The organism is Streptomyces sp. NPDC102462 (assembly GCF_044765425.1).
Lineage (GTDB): Bacteria > Actinomycetota > Actinomycetes > Streptomycetales > Streptomycetaceae > Streptomyces.
On the sequence record NZ_JBIWKB010000005.1, the window covers coordinates 20,937 to 40,284 of the forward strand.

General features: G+C 73.3%; 2 protein-coding genes. Both read left to right on the forward strand.

Going from position 1 to position 19,348, the window contains the following annotated elements; translation table 11 throughout:
• Window position 1: 1 nt before the first annotated feature.
• Window positions 2–18,517, forward strand: coding sequence for a lonely Cys domain-containing protein (locus ACIRFL_RS06225; RefSeq protein WP_404024470.1), 18,516 nt, complete (start codon window positions 2–4; stop codon window positions 18,515–18,517).
• A gap of 35 nt (window positions 18,518–18,552) precedes the next feature.
• Window positions 18,553–19,218, forward strand: coding sequence for a type VII secretion system-associated protein (locus tag ACIRFL_RS06230; RefSeq protein ID WP_404024472.1), 666 nt, complete (start codon window positions 18,553–18,555; stop codon window positions 19,216–19,218).
• Window positions 19,219–19,348 lie beyond the last annotated feature (130 nt).

A 19,348-nucleotide genomic window follows, 5' to 3' on the forward strand; every position in this document is an offset into this window, starting at 1 on the left:
CATGACGCTCAAACCCAACGCATGGCAAGAGACCATGATCTTCATCCTCACGGGAGAGCAGTTTCCCAGGACGGACGAGGACGAGGCCAACATACGCAACCTCGACTACCTGGCCACCAAGGGCAACGTCGAGATCCTGAAGGGGAAGATACGCGACGCCGTCAAGTACGTCGGCGACGCGCTGCCCGGTGACGTCGGGGCGAGCTTCATCGACTCCATGAACGAGGTCCTGCCGTACCTCGACAAGCTCACCGACGGCATGACCGAGGTGGCGGGCGGGCTGCGGAAGACCGCCATGGACGTCCGCGAGGCCAAGTGGCAGCTCATCGCCGAACTCATCAGGCTGGCCGTGGAGATCGCCGTGCTCACGGCGCTGTCGTACTTCACCGGCGGTACCTCGCTCAGCGCGATCGCCGTGCGCAAGCTGGTCGCCAAGGCGCGGATGCTGGTGATCCTGCTTGAGCTGAGCACACGTCTGCATTTCCTCCCGAGCATCACGGAGGCCATCGAGGAGGCGTTCCAGACCCTGGTGGTCCGGCTGGCCCTGATGAAGTGGGGCCCGGACGGCCAGCGGCCCGACGGGATCGACTGGAAGGACGTCGGGATCAGCGCGTTCGTCGGCGGGTTGGCCGGCGCGTTCGCGTCGATCTTCAGCAACATCGCGAAGGACATCACCGGCTTCATCGACAAGGTCTTCGACAACACCCTGAAGGACCCGCCGAACAAATGGGGCAGGAACTTCGGCCCCGACGACATCAACGGTCCCGGCAAGCACCGGGGCGGCGGCAACGACGTACCGAACGGCAACCACTTCCCCGACGGGAACCGCGGCGGCCCGGACGGCGTGGGTGGCCCCAAGGGCGGTGGCGGCTACGGCAAGGGCCACCACGACGACGGGCATGAGTTCGACCTCAAGGACCAGCCCTTGCAGTTCGTCGCCGACGGCGGGGCCGAGTGGCTGGCCGAGGCCATCACCATGGGCGCGTTCTACGGGGACTTCGGCGCGAGCTGGATGACCTTCGTCGGGGCCGGGCTCAGCGGACGGGTCGAGGCGGGCATCGGGAAAGTCTTCGGCTCGCTGCACGACCTGACGTTCAAGGCCCCCTCGCCGGACGGCTTCAGGGACACGAACACGCGGGACTGGGGCGACAGGCGCTCCGGCGGTACGGGTGGCAGGTCCGGCCATGGTGATACGTCCGGCAGCCGCGGGGAGGGCGGCGGCGGGGGCGACCGGGGGGCCGACGGCACCGGAGCGACGAATGGCGGCCCGTCGTCGCTCGACCTGACGAGCAGCCCGACGAACTTCGGCACCGGCCGCGACACCGGGGGCTTCGACGGCGGGAGCGAGGGGTTCTTCGAGGGCGGCCCCGCGAACTTCACCGAGGGCGTGGGGAGTTTTCCGAGCGGTGCGGGGAGCTTCACCGGGGGCGTGGGGAGCTTCGCGAGCGGTGCGGGGAACTTCACCGGAGGAGCAGGGCGCTTCGAGAGCAACGCGGGGAAGTTCACCACGGAGACGGGCGGATACGACGCGAACCTCGGGAGCCTCAACGGGAGTTCGGACGACTCGCACACCAGGGACGGTGGTGCTTCCGACGCGGGCGCCCCCACGCAGGCGCCCCGTGGCGACGCCACCAGCGGCAGACCGGTCACTTCGTCCTCCACGGTCCCGGACGCCCCCGTCCGTTCCGGCCAGAGCCAAGGGCAGGGGGAGGGGCGGGGGCAGGGGGAGTACCAGCCGCAGGGGCTGGACCAGCCGCGCCGGCAGTCCACGGCCGACGGGAACTCGGCCGACACCACGACGCAGGCGCCCGGCAACCGCCCGCCGACCGCCGGCAGCGACGCCCCGCGCATTCCGGTGTCCGCCACGGGGTCCTCCCAGGGCCTGCCCGCCGACCCCGGCACCGGCAACGGTCACCGCACCCAGCACGGCGACGTCGACAGGGGAAGTGGTGACAGTGAGGGCGGGGAGAGGAGCTTTGGCGGGGGCTCCGAGACCCGCACGCAGCGCGTCGACACACAGACCGACCAGAACCAGGACCAGGTCGAGACACCGGAACCGGAGTCGAGCACCGGGCCGCCCAGCGCGGCGCCCCCGGTTTCCCCGTCCGTTCGGTCCCCGTCACCGGTGACCACGTCCGCCGGCGCAGGCCACTTGACGGACGTGTCCGGGCAGCGCGTGCCGTACCCGTCCGGCGCCGCCCCGGACGACGACACGAGGGGCGGGTCCCGTCTGCCGGAGGGCGACGGGCACGACGACTTCATGGGCGGCGAACACGTCGACACGCCGTTCGACGCGGACATCGCCCTCGTCCTGGACCAACACGCCCAGGCGGTACGGGCGTTCACGGATGCCGTGCACTCCATGGCCGAACTCCGCAACGGTACGGGGACCGGCGCGGCCACCGACGCCACCGCCCTGCACGAGGCCATGGCCGACGCCGGGCGCGCCTGGGACGACGTGGTCCGGATCGAGGGCCACCTGCGGGACCTGGGCGTAGATCCGTACGGCCCGGTGCCGGACTCCCGGCCCGACAGCGGTCCGGTCGTGCCCCGCGACGACGTGGAGCGTGCGTGGCTCGCCCAACAGGTCTCCGCCCAGGATCTGCCCACCGGCACGCCGGATCTCGAGGTCGACGGCACGGTCTCTCTCGACTCGCTGCGGGCGGCCGGGATCACGGTCCCGCCCGCGATGCTGGTGCAGGAACAGCTCGGTGTCGATCAAATCCCCTTGCAGGGCATCGAGTTGTCCACAGTCGAGCAGGCTCGGCTGTTGCTGCTGGGTCCTGGTCCCTGGCCGCAGTCGCTCGACGTCATCGCCGCGAACGTGACACGGCGGCTGTGGGGGGAGGCGCACACGGACTTCGTGAACTCCATGGCGGGGGAGACGAACGGGGGCCCGGCCGTGGACCCGTCCCGTGCGTGGAACACGGCGACGGCGCTGGTGCTGCCGGTGCAGGCGCACCCCGTGCTCGCCGACTTCCGGTACGCCGGGGCACCGTACCGGGACGCCGTACGACAGGTCGCCGACCTGCTGATGACGGGCGGGGACCCACGGGCGGCCACCGATCTCGCCGACCGTCTCCGGACCGGGCTGGGCCTGCCGGTTCGGAACCGCGGCGGCGAGCGGACGCCCACCCACCCCAGTCCCCTCATGGAGTCGGCTCCGCCCCTGGTCACCACGTCCTCCGAACCGCCCCCGGCGGCGGACACGTCTTCGGACGCCCCACCGGTACCGGTCGTCACGTCGTCAGAAACGCCGCCGGCCGCGGACACGTCTTCCGACACCCCGCCGGTTCCGGTCCTCACGTCCTCCGACACGCCGCCGGTCGCGGACACGTCCTCCGACGACACCCCGCCCGTCATGGACCCGCCCACCGGCATCCCGCCGACCACCGCCCCGCCCGCTACAGCCCCGCCCGTCGGTGCCCCGCCAACTACCGCCCCGCCGCCCACCGACCCGTTCACCCCCAAGCCCGTCGGTCCGAAGGCGCGGTCTTCTGCTCGCGGGGCGCGGGGCGTCGAGCCCGTCGAGAGCGGCGCGCCCCCAGCCGGCCGTTTCCGGTCCGCCGTGCCCCCGCGTACGCACTCGTTCGCCACCCCGCTGAGCACCGTCCCCGAGGAAGCGCCCCTGACGGTCCCGCCGCCCGCGCCGCCCCCGGCGGCCCCGCCGCCCCGCGGTGTCCGGCCGCCCACCTGGGTCGGCCAGGACATCGACCGGCGGCGCCCGCCGCGCATCGACCGCGACCTGCCGCCCGCCCCCGTGGACGGCGGCGGTCCGGTGCGGTTCACCGACGGGTCCCGGCTGCCCGCCTACATGGGCGGCATCGCCGCCCTGCACCCCGGGCTCTCCCCCGAGGTCGTGCGCCGTTCCTACACGTTCGGCCAGAGCGATCCCGTGCTGCGCGGCACCGACCAGGTCGCGGCGGAGGTCGTCGGCCGGCTCCCGGGCCGGGTGGCCGCCGCCTCGCCCAAGAAGCGGTGGGGGACCGCCGGGCGGCCCCTGCTGGAGGACGTACAGCTGCGGCTGGCCCGGAATCCGCGCGGCTTCTTCGGCGACGGGCAGCGGTTCACGTACCGCACCACCGGCGGCCGTACCCGCGTGGTCACGGTGACCGCCCGCCCGTACGGGAACTGGAGCCGGTTCACGTTCGGCTACGCCAATCCGGTCAAGGTCGACACCATGCAGCGGACCACCACCACGACCGGCCGGACCGCCGTCAACAGCACGTCCACCTCACTGGTGCCGCTGGTGCCGCTCGGGCCCGCCAAGGAGCAGTTCCACGTCTGGGGCCGGGTCCACTTCCGCAAGTCCTGGGGCAAACGGGCGCAGTACGCGATGCAGAACCAGACGCTCAACCAGATCGAGACCCGTACCACCGACGGATCCCACCCCCACCTGGGGGACGTCTGGTACGACGTCCGGGTCACCGACCGCCTGGGCCGCCCCGTCGACGAGGCAGGCAAGGCCGTCCGGGACGGCAGCACCCGGGCGGTCGGCTTCGGTTTCGCCGTCCGGGACGGGGTGGCAGCACGGCTCGCCGACAGCCTCACCCATGACAAGCCGCTCCCGGAGTCGCTGCCCGACCGGATGGACCTCGGCGGCAGGCCCTCCTACCGCCTGGTCAACACCGAGGCGTACGGCCCCGTGGCGCACATCCGCGACTGGACGCTGCAACAGGCCGGCGTGAAGTCGGACAGCGTCGCCGGAGCGCAGCTGAGCGACTTCTTCTCCACCGACGGCTTCCACCGGATGAGCCGGGTGCTGAACGCCGGCCGTACCACCACACCGCCGTTGTTCCGTGACTCGGCGGGCCAGTCACCGCTCGGCGTGTTCTCGGTGGAGGTCCGCTCCGGCGACGCGGTCCGCATCAGCGAGACCAAGGCCGCCGAACTGCGGGACATCACCCAGTCCACGATCCGCAACGAACGGGTGGTGGGCCGGTCGAAGAACTCCGAGATCGGCGGCTCCGTCGGGCCTTCCTTCCAGTTCTTCGGCCTGGAACGGGGCGCGTTCGACCTGCGTCTGCTGTTCGGGATCAACGCCCGTTACGGCAGTTCCCGCAGCCGTACCTCGACGACCGGCGGCACCGGCGCCGTCAAGGCCGCGGGACAGGCCAAGGGCGACCCGACCGGGCTCTACATCGTCCAGAAGACGATCACCGTCACCGCGCCGCCCGACACCAAGGCCCCGCTGCCCGACCAGCGGGGCGACGGGGGAGCGCGGCGCGGCAAGCTGCGCAAGAACCCGCCGGGGACATGGAGCCTGCCGCCGCGCAGCCAGACCTTCCAGACCTGGGCGGTGGAACGGCTGACCCGTACGGAGGCCCGGCGGCTGGCCGGCCTCGACGGGGGCCCGCCGCACGGTGCCGAGCCCGCCGTGCCGCCGTACCTCGCCGAGGACGACCCGACGACCCTGGGCATGGCACGCCCGGAGGAGTTCACCTTCGCCGACGGCGCCTTCACCCGCACTACCGGCGGCCGGGAGCGCACCTTCCCCGAACACCTCGCCGAGCATGTGCTCGACCAGGTCGCCCGGGCCTACCCGGACCTGGTCGCGCCGCTGGCCGAACTCAACCCGGACAACCCGCGCTGGCGCGACAGCGACCACTTCCAGATCGTGCTCTCCAACACCCTGGAGGTCCTGAACACGCTCACGCACCACGGCATGGCGGGCAACCTGGAGACCATGATGACCAGCGGGCTGCGCGTCGCGCTGGTCGACTCCGGCCGGATCACCCGGGGCCTGCGGTACGTGTGGATCGACGCCAGACTGACCGGCCGGCGGTACGAGGGAGCGCAGAAGGACCTGCGGCTGCGGTTCAGCGCGCCCGGCAGCGAGAACCTGGGCGGGCAGCAGAGCGGCGGGCGCGGCCTGCACGTCGGCGCTGAGGGCCTGCTGTCCGTGCGCGACTCCGGCACGGACAACATCGGCGTCCCACTGCACGCGGGCACGGCCTCGCTCGGCGGACGGTACGGCACCCGGCACGACTCCGACAGCTCCCACGGCCCGAGCGTCACGCACGAGGCCATGTCCATCGGCACCAAGGGCTCCCAACTCTACAGCTACCAACTCACCGTCACCGCACGGCGTGGCGGCTTCTGGCGGTTCCGCAGCCTGCTGCGCGGCATCCTCTTCCTGAACCTGCTGGGCACCCAGCCGTTCGTCTTCTCCGAGCGGGAGAGCAATCTGTTCGGGCCGGCCCCGCACGGTCGCCCGCCGGTGGTCGGACGGGTGCTGCTGAGCATCCCCGCCGAGCACGTCCCCACGGCCCGTACCACGCCCCGTGACCCGCACCCCCTGCACGGCACGCCGCTGCGCATGCCGACCCGCCTCGCCCGGGACCTGGCCCTGGCCACCCCCGCCCTGTTCGAGCAGGCCGCGCGGCGCCGCCCCCCGAAGCACCAGAGGCACCCCTTCCTCACCCTGGCCGTCACCTCGCACCCCGGGCTCGCCCAGGCCGCCCAGGAGACGCTGGAGGAGGCGTCCGACGCCTCGTGGCTGCTGTCGCAGGAGGGCGCCCCCTCGCACGACTCCGCGCTGCGGGCCTTCCAGAGCCAGTACCTCACCGCCAACTTCGATCAGACCTCCGGCCCGCTCGCCTGGCGGGTGTCCGGGCTGTGGGACAAGGCGCCGTACCTGAACCGCTCCTCGGTCCTCGCGCACCGCACGACGATCGTGCCCGACACCCTCACCGCGCTGACCGGTCCCGTCCCGGTGGACGCCGAGATCACGATCGGCGGCATCACCCCGGTCGCCGGCCGCAACGCCCGGGTCAGCACCCTGTTCTTCGGCGGCCAGCTCGGCTATCTGCACTCCCACCACACCGGGCCCGGAGTGACCGGCACCTACGGTGTCGCCGTCAGCCCGTACCGGCTCGACCGCTCCCGGGTGCTCACCGTGTCGCGGTCCGCCGTCGCCGAGATCAACCGCAAGGACTTCAACCGCCAGGTCCTGGTGAGCGGTGACGTCCAGCACGAGATCGCGGCCGCCTCCTCCACGGTCGGCCAGAAGGCGCTCGGCCGGCGCTGGGTACCGCGCCGGCTGGCCGGGGCCGCCGGGCGGCGGGTGCGGGTCGACGACGGCTGGACCGGGCACATCCCGGAGAAGTCCGCCTACCGGCTCGGCCTGCTCACCGACCGCTGGAGCGGCGACCGCCACGGCGGCGTGCCGCTCTACACCGGCCGCTCCTGGTCACCGCAGCCGTGGCTGCTGGACAACCCCTTCGGGGGTTTCCCGGTGAACTCCCTCAACGCGGCGTCCGTGCTGCTCGACTTCGACCGGAAGCTGCGCCCGCTCGGCTGGTCCAAGGCGGACCGGGACGCCGTCCTGCGGCTGATGTCGGACCGGGTGGTGCGGGCGCTCGGCAAGGAGATGGTCGGTGCGGGTTCCTCGGTGACCGCCGGTATCGGCCGCTGGGGCTCCAGGAGCGTGCAGTTCTGGGTCGGCGGGCGGCAGGCCAGGGCCCGCGCGGAACTGATTCCGGTCCGGGTGCCGCGCACCGGGGCCGACGCCGACGGTGAAGGGCCGGGGTTCGCGGGCCTCGGTCACAGCGTGGAGCTGGAGGAGCACCGGCAGGCGGTGGAGACCGTGCAGGAGGGCCGTGACCGGGCCTCGGGCGCCAGCGTCGGCACCGTCGTCACCGAGGGCGTGCACACCGGCAACGACACGGTGCGGGCGGCGGGTCCCACCTACTCCGAGGTCGGCTCCACCCAGCAGAACGTGGGACAGAACCGTTCCGAGGGCGGCGTCCGCATCGCCACGGCGACGACCACCCAGGCGCACGGCGAGTACGTCACCCGCTACCGGCTTCGGCTGAGCCTGGAGGTCACGGACACCGGGGACGCGCACGGCACCCCCGACGCCGGCCCCGCGGCCACCACCGGGGGCTTCACAAAGCGGGCCGGGCGGTGGGCGCGCAAGGTCACGGGCCGGCGCCGGCTGTCCGTCGTCTCCGAGGGTGACGTGGGAGACCTCGTCGAGCACTACCCCCTCAGCCTGATGCGCCCCGATCCGCTCGCCCGGGCCGAAGACGGTGCCCCGGGGCCCGACCCGCTCGCCTCGCCGGCCCTCGCCCCGCCCGGCGCCCCCCACAAGGTGGACCTGCCGCGCGCCATGGGCCCGGGCGGCTGGCACGACGTACCGCATCCGGGCGACGGCAGCACGAAACCGTTCACCCTGCCCGAGGACGGTTTCAAGGTCCGCCGCATCATCGGCCTGGACCAGTTGCACGACGCCAACACCCTGGCGCTGGCGGCCGCTTACGACCCGTCCCTCCAGGTGCCGCGCACCGGCCTGCCGGGTGAGCGGCTGTTCGCCAAGGCGCTGGACACCCCGCTGACCCGGGCCGGCACCGGCTCCGCGCAGAACCTGGAGGACGGCACCGGCAACGGGGCGCTGACCGCCTTCTACGACCGCACCCTGACCCCGCAGGGATACCAGGTGCCGGGCCTGACCGACCGTGGCTTCTTCGGCGGCGCGGACGGCGACCTGACGCTGTACTCCAAACCCGACTTCGGCGGGGCCCAACTGCTCGCCGTCACCGACGGGATGAAGCACGAGGCGCCCAAACGGGACACGCACGCCGGCGGCATGTCCGCCACCCGCGTCGGCACCACCGAGTCCTCGCTGGGCGGCGGCCCCGTCACCTCCACGCAGAACACCGGCTCCAACCAGATGGGCGCCTCAGGACCCGGTGACTCCTCCACCGACTCCGACGCCTTCACCGCCAGTGGGGACCGGCTGGCCTCGGTGAACGTCAAGCCGAACACGACGCGTTCGTTCCTGTTCGCCGTCCCCACCACCTGGCTGAGCGTGGCCGCCGTCCGCCACCACGTGAAGGACAGCGGGGCGGTACGGCTGCTGCGGAGCCCGTTCGGCGACACCACCCGCGCGCCGCAGGCGGTGCAGACCGACACCGCCGTGCTGGCCTGGGTGCGCGAGGACATCGCCCGCGACCTCGGCCTCATCGACGACACCCGCTTCCCGCCGAAGGTGGCCAAGGCGTGGGACGCGGTCACCAAGGCGGACAAGGCGTGGACGGCCGCCGACAAGAAGTACTGGGACCTGCGCCGCGGCGAGGGGGCGCGGCTGGAGGCGGCGCTGGAGCAGGCGGAGCGGAACCTGGCCGCGCTCACCGCCCGCGACCCGGAGACGCTGCCGCGGATCGTCGCTGCCCGCGAGGCACTGCGGCGCGTCCAGGACGAGACCGAGTCCGCGGAACCCGCGCACGACGGCTGGGCCGGACTCCAGGACGAGCAGCTGGAACGGGCCGGGCGACGGCTGGCGGACCTGCGGCGGGCGGCGGCGGACGAGGTGGCCGCCGCCCGGCGCACCCGGGACGAGGCACGGGACCAACTGGACACGTTCACGGACCTGTTGCAGCGGGCCCGCACCACCGCGGAGGCACTGGCCGACACATACGCCCAGGTACGCGAGGACGCCGACCGGCTGACCCGCTACCACCAGCTCCACAGCACCGAGGAGGGCCGACGGCACCTCGGCACCACTCCCGAACCGGACGCGGTCACCTTCACCCCGCCGCCGGCCGCCGCCGAGAGCAAGCCCCCGGAACCCAAGAAGGACGAGCCCAAGAAGGACGAGTCCAAGAAGAGCGAGCCCAAGAAGGACGACGGCACGAAGGGCGGGACCGAGGACCGCGGTGCCGACCGGTCGGGCCGCCCTGCCTACGCACGGCCGCCCTGGCAGCCGGACCCGGCGGGGCCCGGCGTACGCTTCGACGCCGCCTCCGACCACCGCACCCTGACCGCCACCGAACCCGACGGCCGCGCCCGCGTCTACGACCTGCACCGGCCGGAGGTGGACGGCAACGGCTTCTTCGCCGCCGTCGCCCACGCCCTCGGCGGCCGGCCCACGCCGCTCGCCGAGCTGGCCGCCCGGGTGGCCCGGAGCCGGTACATGCCCGACGACCCGGCCCTCGACCCGGACGCGGTGTTCCACCTGCGGGAGTTGGACATCAGGATCGGCCGCGGCTTCGCACGCGACGCCGCCCTGCGCGCCGGTGTCCAGGCCAACGGGGGACGGCTGACCGACGCCGTACGCGACGGGCTCACCCCCTTCCAGCGGCGCAGCCTGGTCCGGCTCCATGTGCAGCGGGCCCGCCGCTGGGACGACGCCACGGCCGACCTGGCCGCGTCCCTGACCGCGCGCACGCTGGGCGTGAACCTGACGGTGGTCCAGGAGGACGGCTCCGCGTGGCGGTACTCCGGCGCGGGGCCGCGCGCGACCGGACCGCTCGGCGAGGCGACCGTGTACCGCAGGGGCGACTCCTACCTGTCGGCCCTGCCGCGCCCCATCGGCCCCGCGACGGCCGCCACCGACCACACGACCACGACCACTTCACCACCTCCCGCACCCCCGGCACCCCCGGCACCTCCCGCGCCGACGCCTCCGCCCCCGCCGAGGCGGGTGGTGACGGAGACGGAGTCGACCCCTGCGACGACGCTGACGACGGGGACGACGACGCGCGGGACGACGGTGCCGACGGAGACGACGGTGCCGACGACCGAGCCACCGGTGGACAGGGGCCTGGGCCTGGACCCGGCCGCGCTCGACGTCCCGGTCGTCGACCTCGACGAGGCCCACCGCCGGTGGATCGCCCGGCAGTTGACGGACGGCGACCTTCCGGCCGATCGCTCCGGACTCGGCATCCCCGACCCCGAGGGCATCTACGACGCCGACGACCCCGTGGACCGGGTACGCGAGCTGATGACCGGCACCGGTCACTGGCCGCGGCCGATCCGCGCCGTCGCCGCGCACGTGACCCTGCGGCTGTGGAACGAGACGTACGCCCGGTTCGCGGACGCCGCGCTCGACGCCGACCCGGATGCCGACCGGGGGGACATCCGGCGGAACTGGTACCGGGCCCTCGGCCTGATCACCCGGGCGGAACGGGAGTCCGCCCTCGCCGACCCCCGGCTTGCCGGGGACCGGATCCGGGATGCCGTACGGCAGGTGGCGGACCTGCTGGTGGCGGGCGGGTCGCGGAGCGAGGCGAGGGCGCTCGCCGACCGGCTCAGCGGCGACCTGGGCCTGCGCCCCCCGAAACGGGCCGACACGGCCGACATCCCACGGGCTGTCCCGACGCCGCCCCCGGCGCCCGCGTCGCCCGTGCCCACGTCGCCCGCTCCCGTCCCGGAGCCCGTGTCCGAGCCCCCCGCTCCGGCCCCGGCACCTGTGTCCGAGTCGCCTGCTCCAGCTCCGGAGCACGTGCCCGCGTCGCCCACTCCGGTCCCGGCGTCTGTGTCCGAGTCGTCTGTTCCGGCCCCGGCACCCGTGCCCAAGTCGTCTGTCCCGGCTCCGCCACCCACGCCCAAGCCGCCCGTTCCCGCCCCGGCACCTGTGTCCGGTTCGCCTTCTCCAACTCCGGAGCACGTGCCCGCGTCGTCCGCTCCCGCATCCGCGTCCGTGCTCACGTCGGCCGCCTCGCCCGTCGGTGCGCCCGCGCCTGCCTCTGATGTCGCGCCTTCTGTCCTGACGAGTTCCACACCGGCCGCCGACGTGCGGACGTCCAGCGAGACGCGCTCCCCGCACCCCGCCGCCGCGCTCTCGGTGGCCGCCGCCGTGCCGGTGCAGGCACGGCCCCGGCCACACGTCAACTTCGCCGAGGGCGACAAGAGCCTCGACGAGGACGCGCTCCGGCAGATCGGTGAACTGGCCAAGGAGATCGTGTCCCAGGGGCTGCGCGAACTGAGCGCCGGGCTGAGCGTCCCCGGGATCACCGTCACCGGCTACGGCAACGGCCCCCGGTTCACCATCGGTTCCAGCGCCGTACGGCAGGCGGAGCACACCGGCAGACGCCGGGCGCAGGCCGTGGCCGATGCGCTGCGTGCCGCGATCCGCCGTGAACTGGCCGCGTCGCGTCCGGCATCGGAGGCGGTGCGGGCGCGCCGGGGCAGGGCGGTCGGGGTCGACGACTTCCCGATCGCCGTGCGCAGCGGGGGGCGTACGGTCCCGGTGAGCGGTATGACCGATGCGGTGGACGGGCCGGTCGAGCGGCGCCGGGTGGTCATCGACGTCGAGCGGTCGCCGCTGTCCCCTGTGCTCGACAGACTGCAGCAGCTCTACCCGCAGCTCGATTTCTTCGACCTCAAACCGTCGTCACTGAGTCTCGAAGAGGTCGCGGACCTTGCGCTGAGCTTCCCCGCCGGCACGGCCGCCGGCCGCGGCGCCGGGCCGGACAAGCTGCGTGACCTGTACGACCTGGTGACGGACGCGATGACCGCCGGGCGGGACTCCAGCGCGACAGTCCTGGCCGCCTTCCACCTGAGCAGGCAGGGCTTGTTCGCGGACGACGCCCTGCTCACCGAGAACGGCACATCTCGGGGCCGCAACTGGACGTCCCAAGCCGGTAAGGAGGTCGACACTGCCACGTATCACGAGGTGCCGTTGATCGGGAGCAACAGCGTTCCCGTCCCCGGACCTTGGGCGAGGGCCGGCGCCCGAGCCCCGTACGTGGTCGCCACCCATGGCGACCACGAGACGGTCAGGCTGGCGCTGCCCGACGGCAGACGGTGGCGGACCTCCCGGGAGGTGTTCGCCGAACTCCTCACCATGGATCCGGTCCTGGCGGGCCAGGATCTCGACGTTCCGGTGGTGCTGGTCTCGCCGAGGGCCGCTGACATGGGCCTGGACCTGCCCCGTCTGGCCTCGTTCCGTACCCGGCGGACGGTCTGGGCCCACAGCGGTCGCGTGAGGCTCAGCGAGGATCCGCAGACCTCCCGCCGCCGTATCGACGTGGAAGACGAACGTGCGATCCTGCACCCGTTGGGCACATGGATCGCGAGCGAACCGGACGACTGGGCCCAGGACGACCGGTCGGACGTGTCGGCGGAGCTGCCCCTGACGGACGGAACCACCGTCCACGCCGACGAGATCAAGAGCGTCACCTTGCCCCTCGACGGCCGTTCGTCCGGCCGGATGCTGATGGGCACCCGTGACCACTGGGCGCGTGAACCGCACATCTCCGCTGCGATGACGTCGACTGAGTGGTACGCCATCGACCCCACCACCAACGAGCCGGTCGGCGGCCCGCGTCCGGTGCCGTGGAAGGGGCGCAAGCCTTACTTCCTGTGGGTGCACGGAAACCCCGGGCGAACCCAAGTGGTCGGTGCCGACACCCGGCCCAGAACCATGCCGGGCTCTTCGACCGGCCGTTACGTCCGCCGTCGGCCCAGCCTGCGCAGACTCGCCCCGGACGTTCCGATCGTGCTCGTCTCGTGCTGGGGTGGCAGCCTCGCGACCGCGGAACGGCCCGGCGATGACGGTCCCGCCCCCTTCGTCAGTGATCCCCTCGGGATCACGTCCGTCGCCCAGGACATCGCCAACGAGAACCAGCGCACCGTCTTCGCCCCGAACCGGAAGCACTTGACGCAGAGCCGCGGCGGGGGATCCAGATCCGGGGTGTACACATCCTCCCTGGGGACCCTGGCCGACTGGAGGGAGGTGCGGCCGGAGCCGGATAAGGCCGGTCTGGACGCTGTCGCGCGGATGGCGGGTATTGATGATCCGGCGATCGGTGCGGAAGAGCGACGGGATGCCGCCTTGCGGCTGGTGCGGGCGATGCGTCGGATCTTCGGGGTGTCGGTGGAGGACGACCAGAACGACTACCGGGAACTGCTGGGCGGGCTGGGCGCGCTGGAGGTCATGCGGCGGCAGAATACACAGCCGGTCGGGGGCGTGTTCACGCTTGATCTACTGGAGCGGGCGACATGGGCGCACACCGGACAGCCGCCCAAAGCCGGAAGCCCTGTGCCCCCGTCCCTGCGTCCGGCTGATGTACGGGCCACACTCCGGGCGGCGCGTGCCGCTCTGGACGCCGACGGTCGGATGGGGTTGTCGGGGTTCGTCTCGTTGCCGGCCGTGGACCGGGCCCGGGAGGTGCTGCGGACGGCGGGCGGTCTGGAGGGGCGGGCCCGCCGGGCGTTGGGCATACCGGCGGGGAAGAAGCTCACGCCGGCTGATCGCCGGGCGTTGATGTGGGCCGTGGTGAAGGCTGTCGAGGCGGTGGACAACCATCCCGATGCGGATGCCCTCACACGGCAGGTGTTGCACCTGCCGGCGGGGCAGGACCCCCGTGATCCGGCGCATCGGGACGCGTTGTTGTGGACGGCTGCCGGGGCGGCGGCGATCGGCCGTGACGTCCACAGTCCGGTCGCGCTCGCCGCTTTCGACCTGCAGCAGCATGGTGCGTTGGACGACGGCAGCCTTGTCTCGTCGACGGGTGGTGGTGCCGTGGGGCGGAACTGGTCACCGCGTGCGGTCACCGGTCGGCTGGAGACCGAGCGGTACACCGTGGTGGATCCGACCGGGGGCCGTGCGTCGTCGGAGCATCCGACGCCGTGGGCCGAGGGACCTGACCGTGGCAACCCGTACTTCGTGGTTCTCAGCCCGGGGGCCGAACCGGACACGGTCGCCATGCCATGGCCCGACGGTACGACCCGGTCCGTTCCCTATGCGGAAATCGCCGAACTGGTACGCCATGACCGGGTGATGGGGCAGATGCCGTATGCCAGCGAGGTGCGCGTCGTCCCCGTGGGTCTCGGACCGGACACCGGGAAACTCGTCGACGTATTCACGGACCGGGGCTCCGCCAACCGTGCCGTCATCGCGACTCTGCGCCCGCTGGAACTGCGTCACGACGCCACCAAGAACGCGACGTCCCTCGAACTGACCGTGCCGCCGCCCTACAGCGACAGGAACTGGTCTCTCCACCGCCCCCAGACGTTGCCGGCCACGGAACCGGCGACGGCTACGGCACCGGCGACGGCTACGGCACCGGCGACGGCCACGGAACCGGCGACGGCCACGGCACCGGCCACGGTCACGGCACCGTCCACGGGCATGGCACCGGCCACAGCCACGGTCACGGCACCGGTCACCACGTCCAACGGCACCACCGCCGGCCCCCGGACCCTGACCTCCGCGCCCGTCGATCAGGGCTCCCCGGCCGGTTCCCTCGGCTCGGCGGACATGGATCTGGACACCCCCGAGCCCGAGGAGTCGCCCGCCCCCGCGACGCCCTCCCCGGACGCCCTGTACCACCAGGCACTCGTCCGGATCTTCGGCGGCGGCATCACCCGTAACCGGCTGTATCCGCAACTGCACGACGCCGTAGGGCGGTTGGACCGGCTGCGGCGGTCCGCGCAGGACGCCGCGCTGCACGAAGGGCCGCTCGACCTGGACACCGTGGCCCGCGAGGTGCTGCTCCTCGACCCGGGAACCCCGGTCACCGACGAGCACCACGGGGACCTGTTCCGGATCGCCCTCGACCCGGCCGTGGCACACGCCCGCGGCCTTGCGACGCTGACCGCGTTCGGTCTCGCCCTGCGGGGCAGCCAGTCCCCGGCGACCGCGCTCACCGGCTCCGACGGCACACCGTACGGACGCAACTGGATCGACCCGCCGGGCACCGGCGAGCGCCTGGACCTGAACCTGGACACCACGACGGTGCTCGTCGAGCACGACGACGGAACGTCCGAGGAGACCGATCCCCGGCCGGCACCGTGGCGGCCGGCGCCGGGGCGGCCACGGCCGTTCGTCGTCCTCGCGGGCGGCAATTCCGAGGTGGTCACCGTGGCGCTGCGCGACGGCACCGAGGTCACGGTCGGGCAGGACGTGTTCATCGAACTGCTCGCCATGGACCCGGTGCTGGCGGGACTCCCCAAGGACGTTCCCGTGGTGCTGGTCGTCCCGCGCGGCGGAGCCGGGGAGCTGGAACTGCCGCGCGCGCTCGCCGACCGGCTCGGCCGCGAGGTGTGGTCCACGAGCGGTACGCCCGCCCTGAACACGAAGGACGACGGAACGCCCGCCACGCTCACCCTGGAGAAGAAACCGGGCGTGCCACGCGGCGAGTGGATCCGCAGCAGCCCCGGCGAGGTGGTGCCTGAGGACCGCACGGACGTCCCCGAGTGGGAGCGGCGGATGGTCAGCTTCACCCTCGTCGCCGACGAGGACGGGCACCCGCAGCTCGGCCGGGCGCTCTTCAGACCGGCCGAACTGGCCGGGACACGGGAGCACCTGTACCGCAACCTCCACAAGATCACGTCCTATCGGCAGGTGCACCCCGGTTCGTTCGCCAGCACCCCGGACCTCCCGCTGAACGCCGGCGCGCGCCCCGGTGAGCGGGTGTACCACCTCATCCTGCACGGCCTGCCGGACAGCGTCTCCGTACCGCAGGAGGACGGCAGGACCTACCGCGCGTCCGGCGAGAGCCTCACGGGCTGGCTGAAGCGACGGCCGAGCGTGCGCCGGCTCCGCGACCAGGACTGGATCTACCTGGAGGCGTGCTGGGCCGGGCGAAGCGCCGACGGCGGGGATGCGAACACGGCCGGGAACGTGGCCGTGTCCCTGCCGCCGACCGCCGATCCGCTCGCGGACCTCCCGGTCGCCCAGATCGTGGCGAACGGCACGCGGAAACGGGTACGGGCCGTGGACCGCGCCACCGGTCACCAGGAATCGCCCGGCCCGAACCCGGGCCTCTGGAAGGGGGTGTACACCGACGCGCAAGGGCGGTACGGCCGGATCCTGGAGTTCTGGCCCGAGCCACTGGACGCGGAACTGGCCGACCGCGCCCGCACCGCGGGCCTGCACACCGGCGCCGGGCCGGTGCCGAGGGAGATCCTGGACCGTACCCTGCGGCTGGTGCGGGCGCTGCGGCTGGCCCTCGGCCCCGGTATCGACGGCGACCCCTCCTACGACGATCTGCTCCGGGGCATCGGCGCGCTGGAGGCGATGGGGCTCCGGGATCCCAAGCTGGCCGGGACGGGGCCGTTCACCATGGACCTGTTCCAGCGGGCGGCCCTCGCCGACCGGCGCGACCACGGCGGCGGCCCGGGCCCGGTGGACGCCGCCGCCTACCGCGGTCTGCTCACGAGGGCGGCGGCCGCGCCCCAGGGCACCGCACTGACCGACTTCGTCCGGGTGCCGCACCTCGCCGGGATCGCCCAGCAGACACGCTCCTTCAAGAACCCCGCGGCGACGGCCGCCAGGGTGCTGCGCCTGGACCCGTCGGCCACGGTCGGCGAACGGGAGACATCACGCCTGTTCTGGGCCCAGGTGCGATCCTTCGAATGGCTCAGCGGGGTGACCGACGTGGGCGCCACCGCCGCCACGGTGCTGCACCTGAACGCGCCCGACCCCGCGAAACGCGCCGAGCTGGGCTGGCTGGCCACCCGGGCGATCGCCGCCGGACGCAACCCGCACAACCTGGTCGAGCTGGCCGCGTTCCACCTTGAGGAACTGGGGGCCTTCGCCGCGCAGACCGGGATGCGCGACGCCGCCGGACGGCCGTCCGGCCGTAACTGGGCGCAACCGCTGCCGACGGGCGCGCACCTGGACGCGTCCGTTCTCGGCACCGTGACGACCGGGCCCGGCGGTGGGCTGCGCCGCACGGGCGAGAACCCGTCGCCGTGGCTCGCCCAGGGCAAGGATCCCGCGTACGTCGTCTCGGTGGGCGGTGCCGGCTCCGGCCGGACCTGGCTCAACCTGCCCGGCGGCCGGTTCGCCGTGCCGGACGCGGAGGTCGCCGAACTCATCGCCCGCGATCCCGATCTCGTCGGCCGTGACCTGCTGACCACCGACATCGTGCTGGCCGGTGTGCCGGCCGGAGCCGCGGTGCCCCAGCCCGGCGCCCCGCTCCCGCTGCGGCACGAGGTCTCCTGGGTCACGGCCCGGCCCGTCTGGACGTCGCAGGGCATGGCGGGCCTGGGCCGGGCCGGGAACACCGGGCCGTTCTCCGTGGGCGGAAGCTCCGCAGCCGACTGGGCCGTCACCAGGCCCGGCGACGCGTGGCAGGCGCGGCAACTCGCCCAGTTCTCACCGCCGGCCGGCCGGCCGCCGATCGTCATCACCGCCGAGACCCCGGCGACCGGATCCACCCCGCTCACCACCGCGACCCCACCCCCGGCCCCCGAAACGGCGGCCGACCCGCACCGCGACAGGAGCCCCGACGAGCGTCCCGGCGGCCCGGAAGCCACCGTGCTGACGTTGAGTCAACCCGCTGGCCACGACGACTGGTTGCCTGCCGCACTGGCGGGCGCGCTGCACACCCGGGCGCCGGGGCGCCTCGGCGGACCGGGACTGGGCGCGGTGCTCTCGGGGCCGGACCCCGCCGACGCGCTGCACCGCTGGGTCGAGTCCCGGCTCGCCGCACCCGACGCGGCGCACCATGTCCCGGGCCTCGCCGCCGACGGCTGGGCCGGAGCCCGCCGCACGCTGACCATCGACGAACTGAAGGAGGTCGGCGTGGAACTGACGGGTGATCAGCTCGGGTACGCCACCCTCGCGGAAGGGCTGACGCCACAGGAGGTCACCCTCTCCCTCGCCCAGCGGTACCGCCTGCTGCGGCGGCGGGGTGATGCCGGCGCCGCCGTCACGGAGATCGCCGCCGCCCTGGCCGCGGCCGATCTCGGCATCCGCATCACCCTCACCGAACCGGACGGCTCCGTACGGCACTTCGACCCGTCCCCGGCGGGCGAGCCACTGCTGAACCGACCGTGATCACCTGGCCACCTCCCCACCACCTGGACGACCTCATGCCCTCTCGGCCCACGACCGCGCCGACCGCCGCGACCCCATCGCACGACACCGGCACGACCTTCCGGGACGCCCCGCCCGAGCCGCCCGAGGAGGTGGTGGAGGCCGCCCGGCGCGCCCCGGACCACTGGATCAGCGCGGTCGATCCGGGCTGGCGCGGTGAGGGCGTGCCGCCCGACTTCGCCGTGGCCGGCCGATGGCGATCCGGCAGCGGCGGGGAGATCGAGGAATGGCAGGACAACGACGCCTACCGGCCATCCCCGGAGACCCTGGGCTGGCCCGAGCCCACCGACGCCGTCGACGCCGCACTCCAGCGCGCCGTCACCGGTTACGGACCGCCCGAGGACGTCGCCCACGCCCTGGCCGCCGCGGACCTCGCGGTGCTCACACTGCCCGACGGTTCGCCGGTGACCGCCACGGCGGCGGACGGCACCCCCGTGGTCCCCGTCTTCACCTCCACCGTCCACCTCGACCTCGTCGGCGGCTTCGCCTTCGCACGCCGGACCATGAACGACCTGCTGCCCCAACTCCCGCCCGGGCACCGGCTGTACGTCAACCCGTCCAGCCCCGCGGGCGCCGTCCTGGAACCCGGACCGCCGGCGGAGACGATCGCGACCGCGACCGGTGCCGGGGGCGTCGCTCAGGTGTCGGCACGGACCCGCTGATCCCGTGTCGCCCGACGTTCACCGATTTCGAGCTTCACCAGCAACGAGTGTTGGTCCAGAGTTGGTTGAGTGAGTTGAGGGCTTCGTGAGTACGTGGAACGGGCGTGTGACCGGTGGAACTGCAACGTAG